The 20,604-nt window shown below is 69.1% G+C and carries 19 protein-coding genes; 6 read left to right on the top strand and 13 right to left on the bottom strand.

Features of this window, described 5'->3' with window-relative positions:
• Positions 1 to 22 precede the first annotated feature (22 nt).
• Positions 23 to 373, bottom strand: coding sequence for an Rv2175c family DNA-binding protein (locus ACP15J_RS00390; protein ID WP_424935982.1), 351 nt, complete (start codon positions 371 to 373; stop codon positions 23 to 25).
• 169 nt (positions 374 to 542) lie between these two features.
• On the opposite strand from ACP15J_RS00390, the gene ACP15J_RS00385 reads away from it, so the two are divergent.
• Both ACP15J_RS00385 and pknB read left to right on the top strand, forming a co-directional pair.
• Positions 543 to 1,523, top strand: coding sequence for a LysM peptidoglycan-binding domain-containing protein (locus ACP15J_RS00385; RefSeq protein WP_424935983.1), 981 nt, complete (start codon positions 543 to 545; stop codon positions 1,521 to 1,523).
• Between the two features lie 100 nt (positions 1,524 to 1,623).
• The gene (gene pknB, locus ACP15J_RS00380) at positions 1,624 to 3,549 is read left to right on the top strand and encodes a Stk1 family PASTA domain-containing Ser/Thr kinase (protein ID WP_424935984.1); all 1,926 of its coding nucleotides are present in this window, start codon (positions 1,624 to 1,626) and stop codon (positions 3,547 to 3,549) included.
• Positions 3,550 to 3,666: 117 nt separating this feature from the next.
• Here the strand turns inward: pknB and ACP15J_RS00375 are convergent, their stop codons facing one another.
• Positions 3,667 to 5,004, bottom strand: coding sequence for a class II 3-deoxy-7-phosphoheptulonate synthase (locus tag ACP15J_RS00375; RefSeq protein ID WP_424935985.1), 1,338 nt, complete (start codon positions 5,002 to 5,004; stop codon positions 3,667 to 3,669).
• Positions 5,005 to 5,042: 38 nt separating this feature from the next.
• The gene (locus tag ACP15J_RS00370; RefSeq protein ID WP_424935986.1) at positions 5,043 to 5,741 is read right to left on the bottom strand and encodes a lysophospholipid acyltransferase family protein; all 699 of its coding nucleotides are present in this window, start codon (positions 5,739 to 5,741) and stop codon (positions 5,043 to 5,045) included.
• 168 nt (positions 5,742 to 5,909) lie between these two features.
• On the opposite strand from ACP15J_RS00370, the gene ACP15J_RS00365 reads away from it, so the two are divergent.
• Positions 5,910 to 7,736, top strand: coding sequence for an AMP-dependent synthetase/ligase (locus ACP15J_RS00365; protein ID WP_197220616.1), 1,827 nt, complete (start codon positions 5,910 to 5,912; stop codon positions 7,734 to 7,736).
• Positions 7,737 to 7,802: 66 nt separating this feature from the next.
• On the opposite strand, the gene def is transcribed toward ACP15J_RS00365, so the two are convergent.
• From def to ACP15J_RS00350, 3 genes are read right to left on the bottom strand one after another with little or no spacing between them, the layout of a single operon-like run.
• Complete coding sequence (gene def / locus ACP15J_RS00360; protein WP_424935987.1) at positions 7,803 to 8,294, bottom strand: peptide deformylase; 492 nt, start codon at positions 8,292 to 8,294, stop codon at positions 7,803 to 7,805.
• The gene (locus ACP15J_RS00355; protein ID WP_424935988.1) at positions 8,291 to 9,991 is read right to left on the bottom strand and encodes an AAA family ATPase; all 1,701 of its coding nucleotides are present in this window, start codon (positions 9,989 to 9,991) and stop codon (positions 8,291 to 8,293) included. The genes def and ACP15J_RS00355 overlap by 4 nt, the downstream gene beginning before the upstream one ends.
• A 47-nt stretch (positions 9,992 to 10,038) precedes the next feature.
• Positions 10,039 to 13,446: a pyruvate carboxylase gene (locus tag ACP15J_RS00350; RefSeq protein WP_424935989.1), complete on the bottom strand. Its 3,408-nt coding sequence runs from the start codon at positions 13,444 to 13,446 to the stop codon at positions 10,039 to 10,041.
• 89 nt (positions 13,447 to 13,535) lie between these two features.
• Between ACP15J_RS00350 and ACP15J_RS00345 the strand changes: the two genes are divergently transcribed.
• A complete protein-coding gene (locus ACP15J_RS00345) occupies positions 13,536 to 14,348 on the top strand; it encodes a ParA family protein (RefSeq protein ID WP_424980856.1) in 813 nt (270 codons plus the stop codon).
• Positions 14,349 to 14,428: 80 nt separating this feature from the next.
• Here ACP15J_RS00345 and ACP15J_RS00340 read toward each other — a convergent pair whose 3' ends face one another.
• From ACP15J_RS00340 to ACP15J_RS00330, 3 genes are all read right to left on the bottom strand, one after another.
• The gene (locus ACP15J_RS00340; RefSeq protein ID WP_424935991.1) at positions 14,429 to 14,974 is read right to left on the bottom strand and encodes a MerR family transcriptional regulator; all 546 of its coding nucleotides are present in this window, start codon (positions 14,972 to 14,974) and stop codon (positions 14,429 to 14,431) included.
• 102 nt (positions 14,975 to 15,076) lie between these two features.
• Positions 15,077 to 15,760, bottom strand: a complete 684-nt coding sequence (locus ACP15J_RS00335; RefSeq protein ID WP_424935992.1) for a MerR family transcriptional regulator — start codon at positions 15,758 to 15,760, stop codon at positions 15,077 to 15,079.
• Positions 15,760 to 16,242, bottom strand: a complete 483-nt coding sequence (locus ACP15J_RS00330) for an FHA domain-containing protein (RefSeq protein ID WP_424935993.1) — start codon at positions 16,240 to 16,242, stop codon at positions 15,760 to 15,762. The genes ACP15J_RS00335 and ACP15J_RS00330 overlap by 1 nt, the downstream gene beginning before the upstream one ends.
• A 77-nt stretch (positions 16,243 to 16,319) precedes the next feature.
• On the opposite strand from ACP15J_RS00330, the gene lpdA reads away from it, so the two are divergent.
• On the top strand, positions 16,320 to 17,717 hold the full coding sequence (lpdA, locus tag ACP15J_RS00325) for a dihydrolipoyl dehydrogenase (protein WP_424935994.1): 1,398 nt from the start codon (positions 16,320 to 16,322) through the stop codon (positions 17,715 to 17,717).
• Positions 17,718 to 17,805: 88 nt separating this feature from the next.
• On the opposite strand, the gene ACP15J_RS00320 is transcribed toward lpdA, so the two are convergent.
• The 4 genes from ACP15J_RS00320 to ACP15J_RS00305 form a co-directional block, all read right to left on the bottom strand.
• Positions 17,806 to 18,438, bottom strand: coding sequence for a CYTH domain-containing protein (locus ACP15J_RS00320; RefSeq protein ID WP_424935995.1), 633 nt, complete (start codon positions 18,436 to 18,438; stop codon positions 17,806 to 17,808).
• A complete protein-coding gene (locus tag ACP15J_RS00315; protein WP_424935996.1) occupies positions 18,431 to 18,646 on the bottom strand; it encodes a hypothetical protein in 216 nt (71 codons plus the stop codon). Before ACP15J_RS00315 ends, ACP15J_RS00320 begins: the two co-directional genes overlap by 8 nt.
• A gap of 71 nt (positions 18,647 to 18,717) precedes the next feature.
• A complete protein-coding gene (locus ACP15J_RS00310) occupies positions 18,718 to 19,197 on the bottom strand; it encodes a prepilin peptidase (RefSeq protein ID WP_424935997.1) in 480 nt (159 codons plus the stop codon).
• An 83-nt stretch (positions 19,198 to 19,280) separates the two neighbouring features.
• Positions 19,281 to 19,571, bottom strand: coding sequence for a DUF1905 domain-containing protein (locus ACP15J_RS00305; protein WP_424935998.1), 291 nt, complete (start codon positions 19,569 to 19,571; stop codon positions 19,281 to 19,283).
• 87 nt (positions 19,572 to 19,658) lie between these two features.
• Between ACP15J_RS00305 and ACP15J_RS00300 the strand changes: the two genes are divergently transcribed.
• The gene (locus tag ACP15J_RS00300) at positions 19,659 to 20,561 is read left to right on the top strand and encodes an FAS1-like dehydratase domain-containing protein (protein ID WP_424935999.1); all 903 of its coding nucleotides are present in this window, start codon (positions 19,659 to 19,661) and stop codon (positions 20,559 to 20,561) included.
• The last annotated feature ends 43 nt before the right edge of the window (positions 20,562 to 20,604 follow it).

Below are 20,604 nucleotides of genomic sequence, written 5' to 3'. Positions count from 1 at the left end.
GCGAGACGCGGGGGCCTCCGGCTCAGGCGAGCGTACGCGCGACACGCCGGACCTCGCTCTTGTGCCCCTGCTGCAGCGCCTCGATCGGCGGGCGGCCGATCGTCTCCTCAGGGGCGAGCAGCCAATCGATCGCCTCGTCGTCGGAGAACCCGGCGTCCGCGAGCGCGATGACCGTCCCCCGAAGGGACGGCAGCGGCCGGTCGCCCTGCAGGAAGACCGAGGGCACGGCGAACGGGCCGTTGCGCTTGGATCCGATGAGGTGTCGATCGTCGATCAGGCGCCGCACGCGCCCGAGCGGCTCATCGAGGATCTCGACGAGTTCCGGAAGGGTCAGCCAGGTCAGGGGGACGGGAGCGGGTTCAGTCGAGGACACCCTGTCATGATGCCACTTCCCGTCATGATGCCACTTCCCGATGAGGCCTCGCCTGCTCGCGACATCCGCCACATTATTCACACAAGTGCCTTCTTATTGACTCCTGTCACAGAACATGACACCGTCGTACCCGTAATCGCCCCGGTCGGGGCGCCAGAGGGGGACGACGATGACGCCGCAGCTCGGACGACGCACCAGACGCACACGCACCGGACATCCGTATGCCACGGGATGGATCGCGCCGGCAGCGGTCCTCGGCTCCCTCGCCGGCTCTCTCGCGCTCGCCCCCTCGGCCGCGGCGGAGGATCACGTGGTCGTCGACGGCGACACGCTCTTCGACCTCGCGCGTCGCTTCGACATCTCCGTCGCCGAGCTGCGCAACTGGAACGCGCTGCACCCTGACGACCTGCTGCATCCGGGCGACGTCCTGCGCACGGCCGCGCCGACACCGACAGAGGACGCCGTGTCCGCGGGGCATGCCGCCGCCTCCGTCGATGCGCCCGCCGAGAAGGCGTACGAGGTCGTCGCCGGCGACACGCTCTGGGCGATCGCGCGGACGCACAGCACCACCGTCGAGGCGATCTACGCCGCCAACGGGCTGGGACCCGACTCGATCATCTATCCGGGACAGACGCTCCTCCTCTCCCCGGCCGGTGCCGTGGCCGCCCTGCCGTCGCTCTCCGCGGTCGCGCCGGACGAGGAACCCTCGGAGGAGCCGGCCCCGCCCCTCGCCCCGTCCACCGCCCTCGACGCCGAGCAGGCGCACAACGCGGCGCGGATCATCGCGATCGGAGACGCGATCGGAGTCCCGGAACGCGGCATCGAGATCGCGCTGGCCGCGGCGATGGTCGAGTCGAACCTTCGGAACCTCTCCCACGGGGACCGCGACTCCATCGGCCTGTTCCAGCAGCGGGCCAGCACGGGCTGGGGGACGCCGGAGCAGATCGCGGACCCCGAGCACAGCATCAGGGCGTTCTTCCTCGGCGTCACAGGCCCGGACGGGCCCACCGCCCTGGGCCTCCTCGACCTCGGGGACTGGGAGTCCCTGCCGTTCACGGACGCGGCTCAGGCCGTGCAGCTCTCGGCCTACCCGCTGCGATACGGAGCCTGGGAGCTGCAGGCGAAGGCGTGGGTCGCGGCCCACCGGTGACCGGCGGCGGGAAGCGCGGCTCGCTCCGGGGCCCCGCGGGTTGCCCCCGAAGCGCGAGCCGTTCCCCGGGCTTTCAGCCTGTCTTCCCTAGACTTCTGACGTGACGACCAGCCAGCAGACCGACCCGCTCATCGGGCGGCTCGTCGACGGTCGTTACCGAGTACGCGCCCGGATCGCCCGCGGCGGCATGGCGACGGTGTACGTCGCCACCGACCTCCGCCTCGAGCGCCGCATCGCCCTCAAGGTGATGCACGGCCACCTCAGCGACGACTCCGTCTTTCAGAGCCGTTTCATCCAGGAGGCCCGTGCAGCGGCGCGGCTGGCCGATCCCAACGTCGTCAACGTCTTCGACCAGGGGCAGGACGGCGAGCTCGCCTACCTCGTCATGGAGTATCTGCCCGGGATCACCCTGCGCGAGCTCATGCGGGAGCAGAGACGTCTCACGATCCCGCAGACGATCACGATCATGGACGCGGTGCTGTCCGGACTCGCCGCAGCCCATCGCGCGGGGATCGTGCACCGTGACGTCAAGCCGGAGAACGTCCTGCTCGCCGAGGACGGACGCATCAAGATCGGCGATTTCGGGCTCGCCCGTGCGACCAGCGCCAATACGGCGACCGGACAGCAGCTGATGGGGACGATCGCCTACCTGGCCCCCGAGCTCGTGACCCGAGGGACTGCCGACGCCCGCAGCGACATCTATGCGCTGGGCATCATGCTCTACGAGATGCTCACCGGCGAGCAGCCCTACAAGGGCGAGCAGCCGATGCAGATCGCCTTCCAGCACGCGACGGAGTCCGTGCCACGACCGAGCGTACGAAACCCCGGCGTGCCGGAGCAGCTCGACGAGCTCGTGCTCTGGGCCACGGAGAAGAGCCCCGACGAGCGTCCGACCGATGCGCAGGCGATGCTCGACCGGCTCCGCGCTGTCGAGCGCGAGCTCGGCGTCTCGCCCGCGGTCACGGAGACGAAGACCGCCCCCGTGTCCTCCCTCCGAGACTCGGGCGAGCTCACCCTCGTCCTGCCCGGGGCGCAGCCCGCGAGTCCCGCCGCGGCTGAGCCGGCCGCCGACAACGCCTCCCGACTGCGCCGCCGCGTCGCCCGCCGGCGCGCCCGCGGGGGCCTCCTCCTCGCCCTCGTCCTCGTCCTGGCTGCCGCCGCCGGCGGGGCGGGATGGTGGTTCGGCTCAGGACCCGGCTCCCAGGTGTCGGTGCCCGACGTCGCCGCCATGTCGTACGCCGACGCCGCCGCGACCCTCACGAAGGAGGGCTTCGCTCCCATCGAGACGGGCGAGAACTCGGTCGACGTGCCGGCGGGCGTCGCGATCCGCACCGACCCCGGCTCAGGGAAACGCTTGGACAAGGGCGCCAAGGTCGCCGTCGTGATCTCCCAGGGGCCTGCGCAGGTCACGCTTCCCGCATTGAACGGGCTGACCGAGGAGGCGGCCAAGGCCGCGCTGGCCGAGCACACCTTCACGGTGCAGGACACGGTCCCCCTCTTCTCGCGCGCCGCCTCGGGGACCGTGATCAATGCCGAGGTCACCCCCCGCAGCGGCGGGGCGGGATACGAGTGCGGCGAGGGCTGTCAGATCTTCGAAGGCGACTCCGTCCGGCTGCTCACCTCACTGGGGCCCCTGCCCGATGTTTCGGGCATGAAGGTCGACCAGGCGCGACAGACTCTCGCAGACAAGAAGCTCAGCGTCGCCGCCGAGGTCGTCAGCGAATACAGCGAGGACGTCCGCAAGGGCGAGGTGATCCGCACCAGCGAACGTGAGGGCGGCGGGAACTGGCGCCCAGGGGACACGATCACGCTCATCGTGTCGCTCGGACCCGCCCCGGTCGAGGTGCCCGACGTGAACGGCATGAACCTCGCCACCGCGATGCAGACACTCCGCGACGCCGGGCTCAAGCCGACGACGAGCATGCCGGAGTTCGCCTGGAGCCTGGTCAGGGCCACCGGCACGGATCCCAAAGCGGGCAAGAGCGTCGACCGCGGCTCCGAGGTCCGGGTCAGCTACACCGGCTGACCTCCGCCCCTGCCTGCCGGGCACCCACTCCCCTGTCGGCACGTGGCTTCCCGCCATCACGTGAGAGAGGGCCGGCAGATCGTCTCTGCCGGCCCTCTCTCACGTCGTCGGAGCGGATCAGCGCTTCTCCAGCTCCTCGGCGACGAGAAAGGCCAGCTCGAGGCTCTGCATGTGGTTGAGCCGGGGATCGCAGAGGGACTCGTACCGCGTGGCCAGACCCGCCTCGTCGATCTGCTCCGACCCGCCCAGGCACTCGGTGACGTCATCGCCGGTGAGCTCCACGTGGATGCCGCCAGGGAACGTGCCCACGGCGCGATGCGCCTCGAAGAACCCGCGCACCTCGTCCACCACGTCATCGAAGCGACGGGTTTTGTATCCGGTGGCCGAGGTGATGCCGTTCCCATGCATCGGATCGGTCACCCAGAGCGGAAGAGCGCCGGAGTCGCGCACCGCCTCCAGCAGCGGTGGCAGAGCGTCGCGAATCTTCCCCGCTCCCATACGCGTGATGAAGGTGAGCCGACCGGGCTCGCGTTCCGGATCGAGCTTGTCGATCAGAGCGAGCGCCGTCTCCGGCGAGGTGGTCGGGCCGAGCTTGACGCCGATCGGGTTGCGGATCTTCGAGAAGTAGTCCACGTGCGCGCCGTCCAGCTCACGAGTGCGCTCCCCGACCCAGAGGAAGTGCGCCGAGGTGTTGTAGGGAGTCCCGGTCCGCGAGTCGATCCGGGTCATCGGACGCTCGTAGTCCATCAGGAGGCCCTCGTGCCCGGTGAAGAACTCCACACGGCGCAGCTCCTCGAAGTCCGCGCCGGCCGCCTCCATGAACTTGATCGCACGGTCGATCTCAGCCGCCATCCGCTCATAGCGCTGGTTGGCCGGGTTCTGTGCGAAGCCCTTGTTCCACGAGTGCACCTCGCGGAGATCGGCGAAGCCTCCCTGGGTGAACGCGCGAATCAGGTTCAGCGTGGAGGCGGACGTGTGATATCCCTGCAGCAGGCGGGCGGGATCGGCCTGCCGGGAGGCCTCGGTGAAGTCGTAGCCGTTGACGATGTCGCCGCGGTACGCGGGCAACGTCACGTCGCCGCGCGTCTCCGTGTCGCTCGATCGCGGCTTGGCGAACTGACCCGCCATCCGCCCCATCTTGACCACCGGCATCGACGCGCCATAGGTGAGCACGACGGCCATCTGCAGGACGGTCTTGATGCGATTGCGGATCTGGTCCGCGGTCGCTCCGGCGAAAGTCTCCGCGCAGTCGCCGCCCTGGAGCAGGAACGCCTGCCCCGCGGCCGCTCGCGCGAGCCGGTCACGGAGGTTGTCGACCTCACCCGCGAACACCAGCGGCGGAAGCGCGGAGATCTGCGCAGAGACCTCCGCGACGCGTTCGGCGTCCGGCCACTGCGGCTGTTGCTTGATCGGCAGGGAGCGCCACGCGTCGAGGGCGTCGAGGTGCTGAAGCATCCCTCAATTCTAGGGGGATCGGAGGGGGTCCAGACGCCTCAGCGGCGAGCGGCAGCACCGGCTGCGAGACGGTCCTTGACGGTGGAGGCATACACGTCCTCGTATGTCTGCTCGCCGAGTCGTTGCAGAGCCACCATGATCTCGTCGGTGACGGAGCGCAGGATGTAGCGGTCGTTCTCCATGCCGGCGTAGCGGGAGAAGTCCAGCGGCTCGCCGATGACCATCCCGACCCGCATGATGCGGGGGACCCTCCGGCCGATCGGCATCGCCACGTCGGTGTCGACCATCACGACAGGGATCACAGGGACCTTGGCCTCGAGCGCCATCCGCGCGATGCCCGTCCTGCCGCGATAGAGCCTGCCGTCAGGGCTCCGGGTGCCCTCGGGGTAGATGCCCAGCAGGTCACCACCGCCAAGGACGTTGAGGCCGGTGTTCAGCGACGCCTCGGAGGCCTTGCCGCCGGACCTATCGATCGGGATCTGCCCCGTGCCCTTCATGAACATGCGAGTGGCCCAGCCCTTGAGGCCCCGTCCCGTGAAGTAGTCGCTCTTGGCGAGGAACGACACGGGACGATCCAGCATGAGCGGCAGGAAGATCGAGTCCGCGAACGAGAGGTGGTTGCTCGCGAGGATGGCGGCACCGGTCGTGGGGACGTGCGCGCGTCCCACGATCCACGGTCGGAAGACCGCTTTGACCCAGGGCCCGATCACCACGTACTTCAAGATCCAGTAGATCATCAGGTGCAGTTTAGCCTCGGGACGCGCGATCGCGGGGAGTCTCGCACCGGCTGCGACGCGGTTTCATCGGATCTGCGACTGAATCTCATACGAATCGACCCCGATCCCCACCGCGATTGCCATAGACTCCTGAGAAGACAGCACCCGTCCGGTACCGAAGGAGTTGCCGTGGTCCAGTTCGAAGTCCCCGCGATCGTTCCCGCGGACCCTGAGGCGAACATCACCGACCTCCTGGTCCAGCGCGTCAAGAAGACACCGAGCCTCGCCCTCTTCTCGGTTCCGGACGGCTCCGGGTGGCGCGACGTCACCGCGGCCGACTTCGAGCGATCCGTGATCGCGCTCGCGAAGGGGTTCATCGCCGCGGGGATCCAGCCCGGCGAGAAGGTGGGCTTCCTCGCCCGCACCACGTACGAGTGGACACTGGTGGACTTCGCGCTCTTCTACGCCGGCGCGATCATGGTGCCGATCTACGAGACCAGCTCGCCCTCGCAGATCCAGTGGATCCTGGAGGACTCCGGCGCCATCGCGGCCATCGTCGAGACGCCGGACCATTTCACCCGCCTGGACGAGGTGCGCGGTGAGCTGCCGCTCGTCCGCGAGGTGTGGCAGCTGCAGCTGGGCGCGATCGATGCCCTCACCGGGCAAGGAGCCGACATCGCCGACGAGGAGGTCGAGCACCGCCGCAGCCTGGCCAATGCCGACGACGTCGCGACCCTGATCTACACCTCGGGGTCGACCGGTCGCCCCAAGGGCTGCGTGCTCGCTCACAGCAACTTCGTGGAGCTGGCCCGCAACGCCGCGAAGGCACTGGACGACGTCGTCTCGACCCCCGGCGCCTCCACCGTCCTCTTCATCACCACGGCACACGTGTTCGCCCGGTTCATCTCGATTCTGAACGTGCACGCGGGCGTCCGCACCGGCCACCAGCCCGACACCAAACAGCTGCTGCCCGCGCTCGGCTCCTTCAAGCCCACCTTCCTCCTCGCGGTGCCCCGTGTGTTCGAGAAGGTCTACAACTCCGCCGAGCAGAAAGCCGAAGCGGGCGGCAAGGGCAAGATCTTCCGCGCCGCGGCCGCCGCCGCGATCGAGCACTCGCGTCTTACCGAGCAGGGCGCCAGGATCCCCCTCGGACTCCGGATCAAGTTCGCCCTGTTCGACAGGCTCGTCTACGGCAAGCTCCGCGAGGCGATGGGAGGCAACGTCGTCTACGCCATCTCCGGCTCCGCCCCGCTCGGCGCGCGACTCGGTCACTTCTTCCACAGCCTCGGCGTCGTCATCCTCGAAGGCTACGGTCTCACCGAGACGACCGCCCCGGCGACGGTCAACCTCGCCGACAAGTCCAAGATCGGCACCGTCGGCCCTGCCCTCCCCGGCGTCGGCATCCGTCTGGCGGACGACGGAGAGATCGAGGTCCGCGGGATCAACGTCTTCAAGGAGTACTGGAACAACCCCGAGGCCACCGCCGCCGCGTTCGACGACGGCTGGTTCCGCACGGGCGACATCGGCTCCTTCGACGCCGAAGGCTTCCTCACGATCACCGGACGGAAGAAGGAGATCATCGTCACCGCAGGCGGCAAGAACGTCTCCCCTGCCGCGCTCGAGGATCCGATCCGTGCCAATCCGATCATCGGACAGGTCGTCGTCGTGGGCGATCAGAAGCCGTTCATCTCGGCCCTGGTGACCCTGGATCCGGAGATGCTGCCGACCTGGCTCGCCAACAACGGTCTCCCCACCGACATGCCGCTCGCTCAGGCCGCTGCCCACGACGCGGTGCGCGCCGAGGTGCAGCGGGCGATCGACAGCGCCAACACGCGGGTCTCGCGAGCCGAGTCGATCCGAAAGTTCACGATCCTGCCGAGCGAGTGGACCGAGACGAGCGGCCACCTCACGCCCAAGCTCTCGATCAAGCGCAACGTCATCCTCGCGGACTTCGCGGACGACATCGCCGCGATCTACGACGAGCCGACGACGACCACCACCGTTCCCCTCGGCTGAGAAGCACAGAGGGACCGCGAGAGCACCGTCTCCGCACAGTCCGCGTCATCGCCCGGCGGAAGTCGATCAGAACCAGGAGCTCTCGCGGATCTCGCGCATCGCGGTCCGACGGGTGTCGGGGTCCAGACGAGAGATGTACACCCGGCCGTCCAGGTGGTCTGTCTCGTGCTGGAGGCACTGCGCGAAAAGCCCTTCCCCCTCCAGCACCACCGGATCGCCTTCGAGGTCGATGCCCTCCACTCGCGCCCACGGATGCCGCATGGCATCGTGCCAGAGTCCCGGCACGGAGAGGCACCCCTCGCCCGTCGGCACCGGATCTCCGCGCACCTCGGTCAGAACAGGATTGAGGACGTACCCGATTTGACCGTCGACGTTGTAGCTGAAGGCACGCAGCGCGACACCGATCTGCGGAGCCGCAACCCCCGCCCGGCCCGGCAGCCTCACCGAGTCTACGAGATCGGCGACGAGCGCCCTGACGCCGTCGTCGATCTCCTCGATCGGAGCGCAGACCGTGCGCAGGACGGGATCACCGAAGAGACGGATCTCACGAACCGTCATCGATCCGCCTCACGAAGCCCCTCGACGACGACCGCGGCGAGCTCGCGGGCTGCGGCGCGGGTCTCGGACCGCAGGCCCGCATAGCTGATCGCGCTCCCAGAGGCGATCGCCGGGTCGTACGGCAGTCGCACCACCCGCCGCACCCGCGTGGTGAAGTGCGCCTCGAGCTCGTCGAGCCGCACCATCGGCGCACCGGGGGCGGTCTGGTTGAGCACGACCACCGCGTCACGGACACGGTCCGCATAGCCGTTCGTCTCCAGCCAGGTGAGCGTCTCCGAGGCCAGACGTGCCGCCTCGACGCTGAGACCGGCCACCACCACGAGGACGTCGGCCCTGTCGAGCGCCGGCCCCATGACCGCGTGCACCACCCCCGTGCCGGTGTCGGTCAGGACCAGGGAGTAGTACCGCGACGCGATGTCGGCGACCTGCTCGTAGTCGCTGTCGCCGAATGCCTCGGAGACATGCGGATCACTGTCCGAGGCGAGAACGTCCAAGCGGGTCTCATCCCGCGAGACGAGCGCCGAGATGTCGTGGAACCCCTCGATCCGGTCGTGCGCGCGCACGAGATCCCGGACCGTCTTCGTGCTGCTCCGCGCGACACGGTCGGCAAGGGTTCCGCGGTCGGGGTTCGCGTCCACGGCAATCACGCGGTCGTCGCGGGCATCGGCCAGCGCCATCCCGAGGAGGGTGGTCACGGTGGTCTTCCCTACGCCTCCCTTGCGGGAGAGCACCGGGACGAAACGCGCGGTACCGGCCAACGGCGCGGCGATACGAGCGCTCAACGCCTTCCGCTCACGGACCTTCCGTCCGTCGCCGATGTTGATCCGACCGCCGGAGAGACGGTAGAGGAAGTGGCTCCAGGCGCCCTCAGGCTCCGCCTTTGCGATCCGATGCGGGTCGAGAAGCCGATCCGCGGTCAGCAGATCCGCGCTCTCGCGCACCTGGTCGAGCACCTCGCCCACGCGACGGGAGGATGGGGCCGACGCGGCGGTCGCATCCAGGTGCTCCGGGCTCTCCGCCTCAAGAGCAGCCGTGGCGGAGAGAGGCGTGGACCGGTCCTCGGACGCCGGGGAGGACGTCGCCGCCGGCGCACCGAATGCGGACGCCGAGATCACACGGGCGGGGATCCCGAGGACCGGCGGTCCTGAGAGCGACGCCGCGACCGTCTCCTCCGTCCGTGAGACGTCGGGGCGAGCAGGCTCGGCGCGCCCTTCCCCGCCGTTGCCCGAGACGGCGGTCGGGGATGCGGCAGGCTCCGGGGCCGCGACACGGACGCCGCCGTGACCTTCGCCCTCGGGCTCAGGCTCTCCCTCGAACGCCGGCGCAGGGGCGACGGCGACCGGTTCGTCCTCGGCCTCCTTCGGCGCGGAGGCCTGCGCAGAAGGTCCCGGATCGGCGGACGCAGGCACCTCGATCACGATGTCGGCGATGTCCGAGCCACGATGGATGCGACCGACCGCGTCCGGCTCAGGCACAAGAGCCGCGGGATCCTCGTCGAAGACGCGGGCAAAGGGCTCGTCATCCACCACGTCGTCGTCCGCGAGCTCCTCGTCCGACGGTGCAGGGAGCGTCACGCTCACCTGCGCCGTCGGGATCCCGAGGACGCCGATCGTCGTCGTGTCGACCGCTCCGCTGTCATCGAGGACGCCGAACTCGTCGTCGTCCTCCGGCCCCTTCGTCCGGCGCTCTGGCGTCATGTCGTACTCCCGGTGAGTCTTTGTGCGAGCTTTCGCCCGCACAAAGATTAGTGCGCGGGGCGGATCACGACCAAAAGGTCGCCTGCCTCGACCTGCTGCGTCCCGCTGATCGCGAGGCGTTCGACGACGCCGTCGACAGGGGCGGTGATCGCCGCCTCCATCTTCATCGCCTCGATCGACGCGACCGGCTCCCCTGCCCCGACGAGAGCACCCGGCTCGGTCTTCAGCGTGACCACGCCAGAGAAGGGAGCAGCCACCTGGCCCGGCTTGGAGGTGTCGGCCTTCTCCACCTCATGGGCGTCGACGACGATCGAACGGTCGCGCACGAAGACCGGGCGCAGCTGGCCGTTGAGCGTGGTCATGACCGTGCGGATGCCCTTCTCATCGGCCTCCCCGATCGCCTCCAGCCCGACGTACAGCTGTACGCCGCGGTCGATCTCCACCAGATGCTCCTGACCGGGGACGAGCCCGTACAGATAGTCCGCCGTGTCTAGCACGGAGAGATCGCCGAAGAGCTCGCGCATCTGGGCGAACTCGCGTGTGGGCGCGGGGAACAGCAGGCGGTTGAGCGTCTCACGTCGCGTCACACTGTCAGCCGCGAGCCCTGCCTCGTCCTCGTCCGAGATCGCAGTGATGCCCACAGGGACCGTACGACCGGCCAGGACCTTGGACCGGAAGGGCTCAGGCCATCCGCCGGGAAGGTCGCCCAGCTCACCGGCCATGAACCCGACCACGGAGTCCGGGATGTCGTACCTCTCCGGGTTCGCCTCGAAGTCGGCGGGGTCGGCCCGCACCGCCGCCAGATGCAGGGCGAGGTCGCCCACGACCTTGGAGGAAGGCGTCACCTTGGGCACCCGTCCGAGGATCCCGTTCGCGGCCGCGTACATGTCCTCGATGAGCTCGAAGTCCTCGGCGAGACCGAGAGCCTTGGCCTGCTGCCGGAGGTTCGACAGCTGCCCGCCCGGGATCTCGTGGTGGTACACCCGACCGGTGGGTCCGGGAAGACCCGACTCGAAGGGCTCGTACTGATGACGAACCGCCTCCCAGTAGGGCTCGAGATCCGACACCGCCTGGAGGGACAGCCCGCTGTCGCGCTCGGTGTGGGCGAGCGCGGCGACGAGAGCGGACAGCGAAGGCTGGCTCGTCGTCCCCGACAGCGGCGCCGAGGCGGCGTCCACGGCGTCCACGCCGGCGGCGCTGGCGGCCAGGAGCGTCGCCAGCTGACCGCCCGGGGTGTCGTGCGTGTGCAGATGCACCGGAAGATCGAAGCTCTCGCGGAGCGCCGTGACGAGCCGAGCCGCAGCGGCAGGACGGACCAGACCCGCCATGTCCTTGATCGCGAGGATGTGCGCACCGGACTCCACGATCTGCTCCGCGAGGCGCAGGTAGTAGTCCAGCGTGTACAGGTCTTCCCGCGGGTCGAGGAGGTCGCCGGTGTAGCACAGCGCCACCTCGGCGACCGCGGTGCCAGTCTCGCGGACGGCATCGATCGCCGGACGCATCTGCGTCACGTCGTTGAGCGCGTCGAAGATCCGGAAGACATCGATGCCGCTCGTCGCGGCCTCGCGCACGAACGCCTCCGTCACGGCCGTGGGGTACGGGGTATAGCCCACGGTGTTCCGGCCGCGCAGCAGCATCTGGATCGCGACGTTCGGCAGCGCCTCCCGCAGCTTGTCGAGCCGCTCCCAGGGATCCTCGCCGAGGAAGCGCAGCGCGACGTCGTACGTGGCGCCGCCCCAGGCCTCGACCGAGAGCAGCCCGGGCGTCAGCCGAGCCAGATAGGGCGCAGCCGCGACGAGGTCACGCGTGCGGACACGCGTCGCGAGCAGCGACTGGTGGGCGTCGCGGAAGGTCGTGTCGGTGATCGCGAGGCCGCGACGGCCGCGCAGCTCCGCCGCGAAGCCCTCCGGCCCCAGTTCCTGCAGCCGTTGCCGGGAGCCGGCGACCGGCTCCGTGGTCAGGTCGATGGCGGGCAGCTTCGCACGCGGGTCGACGTGCCCGGGGCGCGCGCCGTGGGGCTTGTTCACCGTGACGTCGACGAGCCAGTTGAGGATCTTGGTGCCCCGGTCTTTCGACGCACGGCCACGCAGCAGCTCAGGACGCTCGTCGATGAACGAGGTGCTGATGTCTCCGGCGACGAAAGCAGGGTCTTCGAGGAGCGCCTGGAGGAAGGGGATGTTCGTGGACACCCCGCGGATGCGGAACTCCGCGAGCGCCCTGCGGGCCCGGGCCACCGCCGCGCCGAAGTCCCGGCCGCGACAGGTGAGCTTGGAGAGCATCGAGTCGAAGTGCGGGCTGATCTGGGCGCCCTGGTGCACGGTGCCGCCGTCGAGCCGCACGCCCGCGCCGCCCGGCGAACGATAGGTGGTGATCTTGCCGGTGTCGGGGCGGAACCCCTGAGTCGGGTCCTCCGTGGTGATGCGGCACTGCAGCGCCGCGCCGCGCTGGCGGATCTCGGTCTGCCGCAGCCCGAGATCGGCCAGAGACTGCCCCGCGGCGATCCGGATCTGGGTCTGCACGAGGTCGACGTCGGTGATCTCCTCGGTGACCGTGTGCTCAACCTGGATGCGCGGGTTCATCTCGATGAAGACGACCTCGCCGGCCCTCTCCCCCGCGGTCTCGAGGAGGAACTCGACCGTGCCGGCGTTCTCATAGCCGATCGACCGTGCGAAGGCGACCGCATATCCGTGCAGGGCCGCACGGACCCTCTCGTCGAGGTTCGGCGCGGGCGCGATCTCGACGACCTTCTGATGGCGACGCTGCACCGAGCAGTCGCGCTCGAACAGGTGCACGGTCTCGCCGGTCTTGTCGGCGAGGATCTGCACCTCGATGTGTCGCGGGCGCACGACCGCCTGCTCGAGGAACATCCGGGGATCGCCGAAGGCGCTCTCCGCCTCACGCATCGCCTCGGCCAGCGCCGGCGCCAGCTCCGCCTTCGTCTCGACCCGGCGCATGCCACGACCGCCGCCGCCGGCGACCGCCTTGGCGAAGAGCGGGAAGCCGATGCCGTCGGCCTGGGCCACGAGCCCGTCGACGTCGTCGGACGCCTCGGTCGAGCGGAGGACGGGCACGCCCGCCTCGATCGCGTGACGCTTGGCCTCGACCTTGTTGCCCGCCATCTCCAGCACGGCAGAAGGAGGGCCGATGAACACGATGCCCGCGGCGGCGGCCTTCTCGGCCAGCTCAGGATTCTCGGAGAGGAATCCGTAGCCGGGGTAGATGGCGTCAGCACCGCTCTCCACGGCGACGCGGACGATCTCGTCCACATCGAGGTAGGCGCGGACGGGATGGCCCCGCTCGCCGATCTCATAGGCCTCGTCGGCTTTCAGCCGATGGACGGACCCGCGGTCCTCGTGCGGGAACACCGCGACGGTGCGGGCTCCCACCTCGAACGCGGCACGGAAGGCTCGGATCGCGATCTCGCCGCGATTGGCCACAAGGATCTTCTGGAACATGCGCACCTCGAAGAGCTCAATGCACGCGTTTGACGTGCATGGGCGGGGCTGAGTGTTTCCCCAGCCTAGGGGACGGTAACGTGGTCTTCGTGCACGTACTCAGCGTCAGTTCTCTCAAGGGAGGCGTCGGCAAGACGACAGTGACCCTCGGACTCGCCTCTGCGGCGTTCGCCCGCGGCATCCGCACGCTCGTCGTCGACCTCGATCCTCAGTCGGACGTGTCCACGGGAATGGACATCCAGATCGCCGGCCGGCTCAACATCGCCGACGTCCTGGCGAACCCGAAGGAGAAGATCGTCCGTCAGGCGATCACGTCCAGCGGCTGGGCCAAGGTGCACCCCGGCACGATCGACGTTCTCATCGGGAGCCCATCCGCCATCAACTTCGACGGCCCTCACCCGAGCGTGCGCGACGTCTGGAAGCTCGAGGAGGCGCTCGCCTCCGTCGAGTCCGACTACGATCTCGTGCTGATCGACTGCGCCCCGTCTCTCAACGCCCTCACCCGTACGGCATGGGCCGCGAGCGACCGGGTGATGGTCGTGACCGAGCCCGGCCTCTTCTCCGTGGCCGCGGCCGACCGCGCGCTGCGCGCGATCGAGGAGATCCGCCGCGGGCTGTCACCGCGCCTCCAGCCCCTCGGCATCGTCGTGAACCGCGTGCGTCCTCAGTCGATCGAGCACCAGTTCCGGATCAAGGAGCTGCGCGACATGTTCGGTCCGCTCGTACTCACCCCCCAGCTGCCGGAACGCACCTCACTGCAGCAGGCCCAGGGCGCGGCAAAGCCGCTGCACATCTGGCCGGGAGACTCGGCCCAGGAGCTCGCGGCCGACTTCGACACCCTGCTGGACCGCATCATCCGCACAGGGCGCGTCCCTGTTCCGGAGACTCCCGCGCGCTCCTGACCGACGACCCGTCGCGATGGACGCACGTCGCGTCGCACGGGAAGAGGAATGCGCCGAAGACAGAGGTCGGCGCGGGACGGTCAGGCCGTGCGCCGTGCGCGACGAGCGGCGAGCTCGTCGACCGCATCCGGGACGGCGGGGTCGAACTCCACGAGCGTCGTCTCGACCTCACGCAGGACCTTGCCCACGGCGATGCCGAACACTCCCTGCCCACGGCTGACGAGGTCGATCACCTCGTCGTTGGAGGTGCACAGGTAGACCGAGGCCCCATCGCTCATGAGCGTGGTCCCGGAGAGGTTGCGGATGCCCGCGGCACGCAGCTGCTCCACCGCGGTGCGGATCTGCTGCAACGAGATCCCGGTGTCCAGAAGGCTCTTGACGAGCTTGAGGACGAGGATGTCGCGGAAGCCGTAGAGGCGCTGCGACCCGGAGCCGCTCGCGCCTCGCACCGTGGGGACGACAAGCTCGGTACGAGCCCAGTAGTCCAATTGACGGTAGGTGATGCCTGCGGCGCGGGCGGCCACGGCGCCGCGGTAGCCGACTTCGTCGTCCATGGCCGGCAGCCCGTCGGTGAAGAGGAGCTCGTCCTCGAACGACGGATCGTCGTGACGCTCGTCCGCGCTCATCTCATCTCCTCCTCGGAAAGGTCGATGCCTCCACGCTAGAGCAGCGCCCCTGCCCCGGCAATGACATCCGGCACACGCGGAAGGCGTGTCGCAACCAGTTCGTTACGACAGCAGCCGACCGAGCGCGTCCTTGACGAGGACGGTGCGCACCTCGTCGAGCCGGCCTGCCAGCTCCGGAGCGATCTCACCGGCCTTGCCGCGCGAGGTCGCATCGGTCCGCCGCAGCAGCGCCGACAGGGCGGACTGCACGAGAGCCACGTCGCGCTCGGCGCTCTGGCGCAGCGGACGAAGATGGCGTGGCTCGATCCCGTGTCGGTCGAGGGCGACCAGCGCCCGGAGAAGGGCCACCGTGGACTCGGGGAAGGCGTCCGCCGCCGCGATCATGCCGCTGCTGATCGCGTCGTTGAGCAGCTGCGCGGATGCGCCGGTCGTGGCGAGGAGCTCATCCCGGCGATAGCGACGCGGGCCGGGAACGATCGACACGGGAAGCTCGGCGAGGGAGCCGCCGCTCTCCTCCCGCTCGTCGAGATGCTCACGGATCACCTTGAGCGGGAGGTACTGATCACGTTGCAGCGTGAGCGCGATCCGGAGCCTCTCGAGATCGGAAGCGGAGAACTTGCGATAGCCGGACTCGGTGCGCACCGGCGCCACGATGCCCTTCTCCTCCAGGAAGCGCAGCTTGCTGGCCGAGATCTGGGGGAACTCCGGGGTGAGCCGCGCGAGCACCTGACCGATGCTCAGCAGGCCCGCGGGCGCAGAGCGCTCGCGGGCGGACGCGGCCGCCATCAGGCGTTCGCCGCCGCGATGTCGACGGGCGAGGAGAAGAAGTTGAGGCGGAACTTGCCGATGCGCAGCTCATAGCCGTTGCCGAGCGGAGAGCGGTCGACCCGCTCTCCGTTGACGTAGCTGCCGTTGAGCGACCGCTGGTCGACGATCTCGAACGCCATACCGGTACGGATGATCTCGGCATGCCGGCGGGAGACGGTGACGTCGTCGAAGAAGATGTCGGCCTCCGGGTGACGACCGACCGTGGTCACGTCGGTGTCGAGGAGGTAGCGGGCTCCGGCGAGCGCGCCGGAGCGGACCAGGAGCAGGGCCGAACCGGACGGGAGGGCGGCGATCGCGGCCTGCTCGACGTCGGTCAGCTCGACCCCGAACGGCACGAACGACAGATCGGACTCGTTCCCGAACGTCTGCGTGGTGTCGTGCTGCGCCTCGGTGCCGCGGTGGATGGCGGAAGCCTCTTGGCGGTGCTCGTTGTCTGACACGTGGCCCTCCTTCCGTTCCAGACTATCCGATGCCATCGGCCCGCCGGGAGGAGAATCCTGAGCGGTAGGCTGGGTGCATGCCACATTACGATGTCGTCATCCTCGGCGCGGGCCCTGGCGGCTACGTCGCCGCTGTCCGCAGCGCACAGCTGGGTCTTTCCACCGCGATCATCGAGGAGAAGTACTGGGGCGGTGTCTGCCTCAACGTCGGCTGCATCCCCTCGAAGGCCCTCCTGAAGAACGCGGAGATCGCGCACACCCTGACCCACAAGGCCGATTTCTTCGGCATCTCGGGCGATTTCACGCTCGACTTCGGCAAAGCATGGGACCGCAGCCGTGAGGTGGCGGACGGCCGCGTCAAGGGCATCCACTTCCTGATGAAGAAGAACAAGGTGACCGAGTACGACGGTCGGGGCACCTTCACCGGCCCGAAGGCGATCTCGGTCGCGAAGTCGGACGGCACGACCGAAGAGGTCACCTTCGACAACGTCATCATCGCGACGGGATCGACCGTCCGACTCCTCCCCGGCGTTCAGCTGAGCGACAACGTCGTGACCTACGAGGCACAGATCCTCTCCCGTGAGCTCCCCGAGTCGATGGTCATCGTCGGCGCCGGCGCCATCGGCATGGAGTTCGCATACGTGGTGGCGAACTACGGCGTGAAGGTCACCATCATCGAGTTCCTCGATCGCGCCCTCCCCAACGAGGACGCCGACGTGTCGAAGGAGATCACGAAGCAGTACAAGAACCTCGGCGTGGACATCCTCACCTCGACCAAGGTCGAGACGATCGTCGACAACGGATCCTCAGTGACGGTCACCTACACCGGCAAGGACGGACAGCAGTCCTCGATCGAGGCCGGCAAGGTCCTCATGTCGGTCGGGTTCGCGCCGAACGTCACCGGATACGGTCTGGAGAACACCGGCGTGGCGCTCACCGAGCGTGGAGCGATCGACATCGACGACCACATGCGTACGAACGTCGAGGGCATCTACGCGATCGGCGACGTGACCGCCAAGCTGCAGCTGGCACACGTGGCCGAGGCCCAGGCCGTCGTCGCCGCTGAGACGATCGGCAAGGTCGCGACCATGACGCTCGGCGACTATCGGATGATGCCCCGTGCCACCTTCTGCTCGCCTCAGGTCGCCTCGTTCGGCCTCACTGAGCAGCAGGCGAAAGACGAAGGCCGCGACATCAAGGTCGCCACCTTCCCGTTCATGGCCAACGGAAAGGCGCACGGCCTCGGCGAGCCGGTCGGATTCGTCAAGCTCATCGCCGACGCCGAGCACCTCGAGCTCATCGGCGCCCACATGATCGGCCCCGACGTGTCCGAGCTCCTCCCCGAGCTGACGCTGGCTCAGAAGTGGGATCTCACCGCCCACGAGCTGGCCCGGAACGTGCACACGCACCCGACCCTGTCGGAGGCGCTGCAGGAGGGCTTCCACGGCTTGGCCGGGCACATGATCAACTTCTGAGCCGTTTCTCGAACGACTCCGCGATGCGGGAGGGCCCGGTGCGATCCGTTTCGCCCCGGGCCCTCCCGCATCCTCCTGCTGCCCTTTTCTAAGCCTCGGATCCCAACGCACGACCGAGCTTCGACGAGGATGCGGACGGATGCCCACCGGCGTCGCGGACGGCCTGTTCGACGGCGCGGAAGAACGCGCCCCTGCCCGCCGCGTCCTCGGGCGCCGCCGGCCCCAGCTCCATCTCCCACTCGCGCCAGGCGCGCCGCGTTCCCGTGCGCAGATCGGTCGCCTGCACGTGATCGTCGACGAACTCCGCCACCACGCCGTCCGGGCCGCGGAGGGCGTAGGCGGTGCGGGCGTTCTCGATCCGGGCGATCGGCGCGATCGGATCCGCGGTCATGCGGAGGATCTCCGCCATGAGTCCCGACGGCGGCGACTCGTGCTCGTTCTCCGGATGCCCGAGCGGCCACCCCCATTCGGCACGTCCCTCACCGTGGCGGGGTCCTTTCAAGTGCCAGCCCTCATCGGGACCGCCCGTGCGGCGGCGCAGCGCCACCCCTGCCCGGGCGAGCGCGAAATCAGCGGTGTCGAAATACCGCGCGTCGAGCGCGCGCTCTTCGCCGACCGAGACCTCGGTCACGCCGGGGAGACCTCGCCAGTCAGGGAGAGGTGTGCCCGCGTCGGCGTCGTACTTGCGCTCGACCTCGACGGTGCGCTGCGGCTCAGTCATCGCTCGGCGAGATGCCGTCCTCGGACTCGACGAACCGGAACGTCACCTCCGTGGGGCCGTCGTCCGCGGCGGTGTGCGTCGCCACGCCGTCGCGGCGGTAGATGACCTGGGTCTCGCTGTAGGGGACGATGAGCGTCTCCTGAGCGATGTCGTCGAGCGGGAGGATCTGCCCGTCGAGCGGGCCGCCGTGGAGCCGTGCAAGTGCCATGTGCACACCATAATCCCTCTCGCCGGGGGCGGCCCCATCAGGACCGGAACGTGGCCTCCCGCAGCTCCGGCTCACCCGGCGGGGATCCCGATCACGGCGCCCAGGATCATCCACGGCCCGAACGCGATCCGCGTCTCGCGATCTGCCCTGCGCGCAAGCAGGAGGACGGCGGCGGCGAGCGCCCCCAGCACGAACGCCGCGGCGGCCCCGACGACGAAGGCACGCCAGCCGTGCCAGGCCAGCACGAGCCCGATCACGGCGGCGAGCTTGACGTCGCCACCGCCCATACCGCCCCGGCTGAGCATGCGGAGCGCCGCATAGAGTCCCGCCAGCAGGAGCGCGCCCAGCACGGCACGGCGCAAGAGTCCTGCGCTGCCGGCTCCGACGGCGTCGGCGACGACCAGCAGGAGCAGGACCCCCAGCACAGGCAGCACGATCCGGTCAGGCAGACGATGCTCCGCGATGTCGACGGCGATCAACGCCAGGGCGACGAAGAGCAGGCCGACGTGCACGACGACCAGGGCGAGAGTACGCACGCCGATCAGATCCATCCGCTCATGCTAGGGATCATCGAAGGGGCCTCTGCTCCCCCTGTGGACAACCCTTGGAGCCCGGATCGGCACAGCGTCCCGAGCTAGAGGTCGACGACCTCGAGCTCGATCCGGATCACGTCGCCCTCTTCTATCCCCTCCGCCTCGCGCACCGCGCGCTTGAGCGGCAACGAGTAGGTCCCCCGGGAGAAGAAGATCGACGTCGCCCATCGCGTGGCTCCGACCCTGACCCGGACGCGGAGCGCGCCGAACCCGCGCGGCGGCGCGGGGAGCTCGCGGATGTCTGCGCTCAGCTCCTCGGGGACGACCGCGAAATACCAGGAATCGGCCCGCGCATTCCAGCGCTGCACATCGGCATCGAAATCGATCTGCACAGGATCAGGCTAACGTCGGGCTCCGACCTCGGCGCTCTTCGCCGGACCGGGATAGGGTCGCTGTGCCCGCCTCACGGAAGGAATGCCATGGACGAGCAGAAGAACGACGAAGCAGAGGGTGTCGGTCGTACCGAGACTGCCCTCGACGTCGCCTCCCGGTCGGCTGCGATCGGGCTCGACGCGCTGCTCGACCACACGATGGACCCCGAGCCCGGCAGCCCGGCGACGCCGCTGTTCCCGCTGGATCACTGGCTGCGTTTCGCGCCTTCGACACCGATGTCGAAGCTGGGGGCAGACGGCCATCCGCGACGCGACGGGCTGCAGGCCGCGGCCGACCTCCCCCGGCGGATGTGGGCGGGGAGCAGCATCGACTTCCATCGCCCCGTCTTCGTGGGGCAGGTCCTGGAACGGATCACCACGACCGAGGCCATCGTCCCGAAGCGGGGATCGACCGGACGCCTCTGCTTCGTCACCCTCCGGCACGAGGTGAGCGCGGACGGCGACCTTGCCCTCGTCGAGCGGCAGACCCTCGTCTACCGCGAGGCGGAGGCTGCGAGGACGGCGCAGGCGTCAGGACCACGCCCTGACTCCCCTGCACCGGAGGGCTGGGAATGGTCTCGTCCGCTCCGCGTAGGCGAGGTCGCCCTCTTTCGTTATTCGGCACTCACGTTCAACGCGCACCGCATCCACTACGACCTCGCCTACACCACCGGGGTCGAGGGATATCCCGGTCTGGTGGTGCACGGCCCGCTGATGGCCACGTTCCTGCTCGACGCCTTCCTCCGGACGCATCCGAGAGCAGCACCCCTCTCCTTCTCGTTCATCGCCCGTTCCCCCGTCTTCGCGAACGAGCTGCTGCACCTGTGCGGCCGCCCGGCAGCGTCCGGGGAGCCGGCGCGCGGGAAGGACACGGAGACCCAGGAGCTCGCGATCGTGGGCCCGGAAGGCCGCGCCATGGTGACAGGGCATGTGGCCTATCGCGATGCCTGATCACTCCTGAGAGCGACCGTTCGGCGGCGCAGCCTTCCCGCCG

Origin of the sequence: Microbacterium sp. S308A+ (genome assembly GCF_049800815.1) — a bacterium.
Classification (GTDB): Bacteria; Actinomycetota; Actinomycetes; order Actinomycetales; family Microbacteriaceae; genus Microbacterium.
Note: the sequence above shows the minus strand (reverse complement) of the source record. Positions and strands in the feature narration are given on the sequence as shown.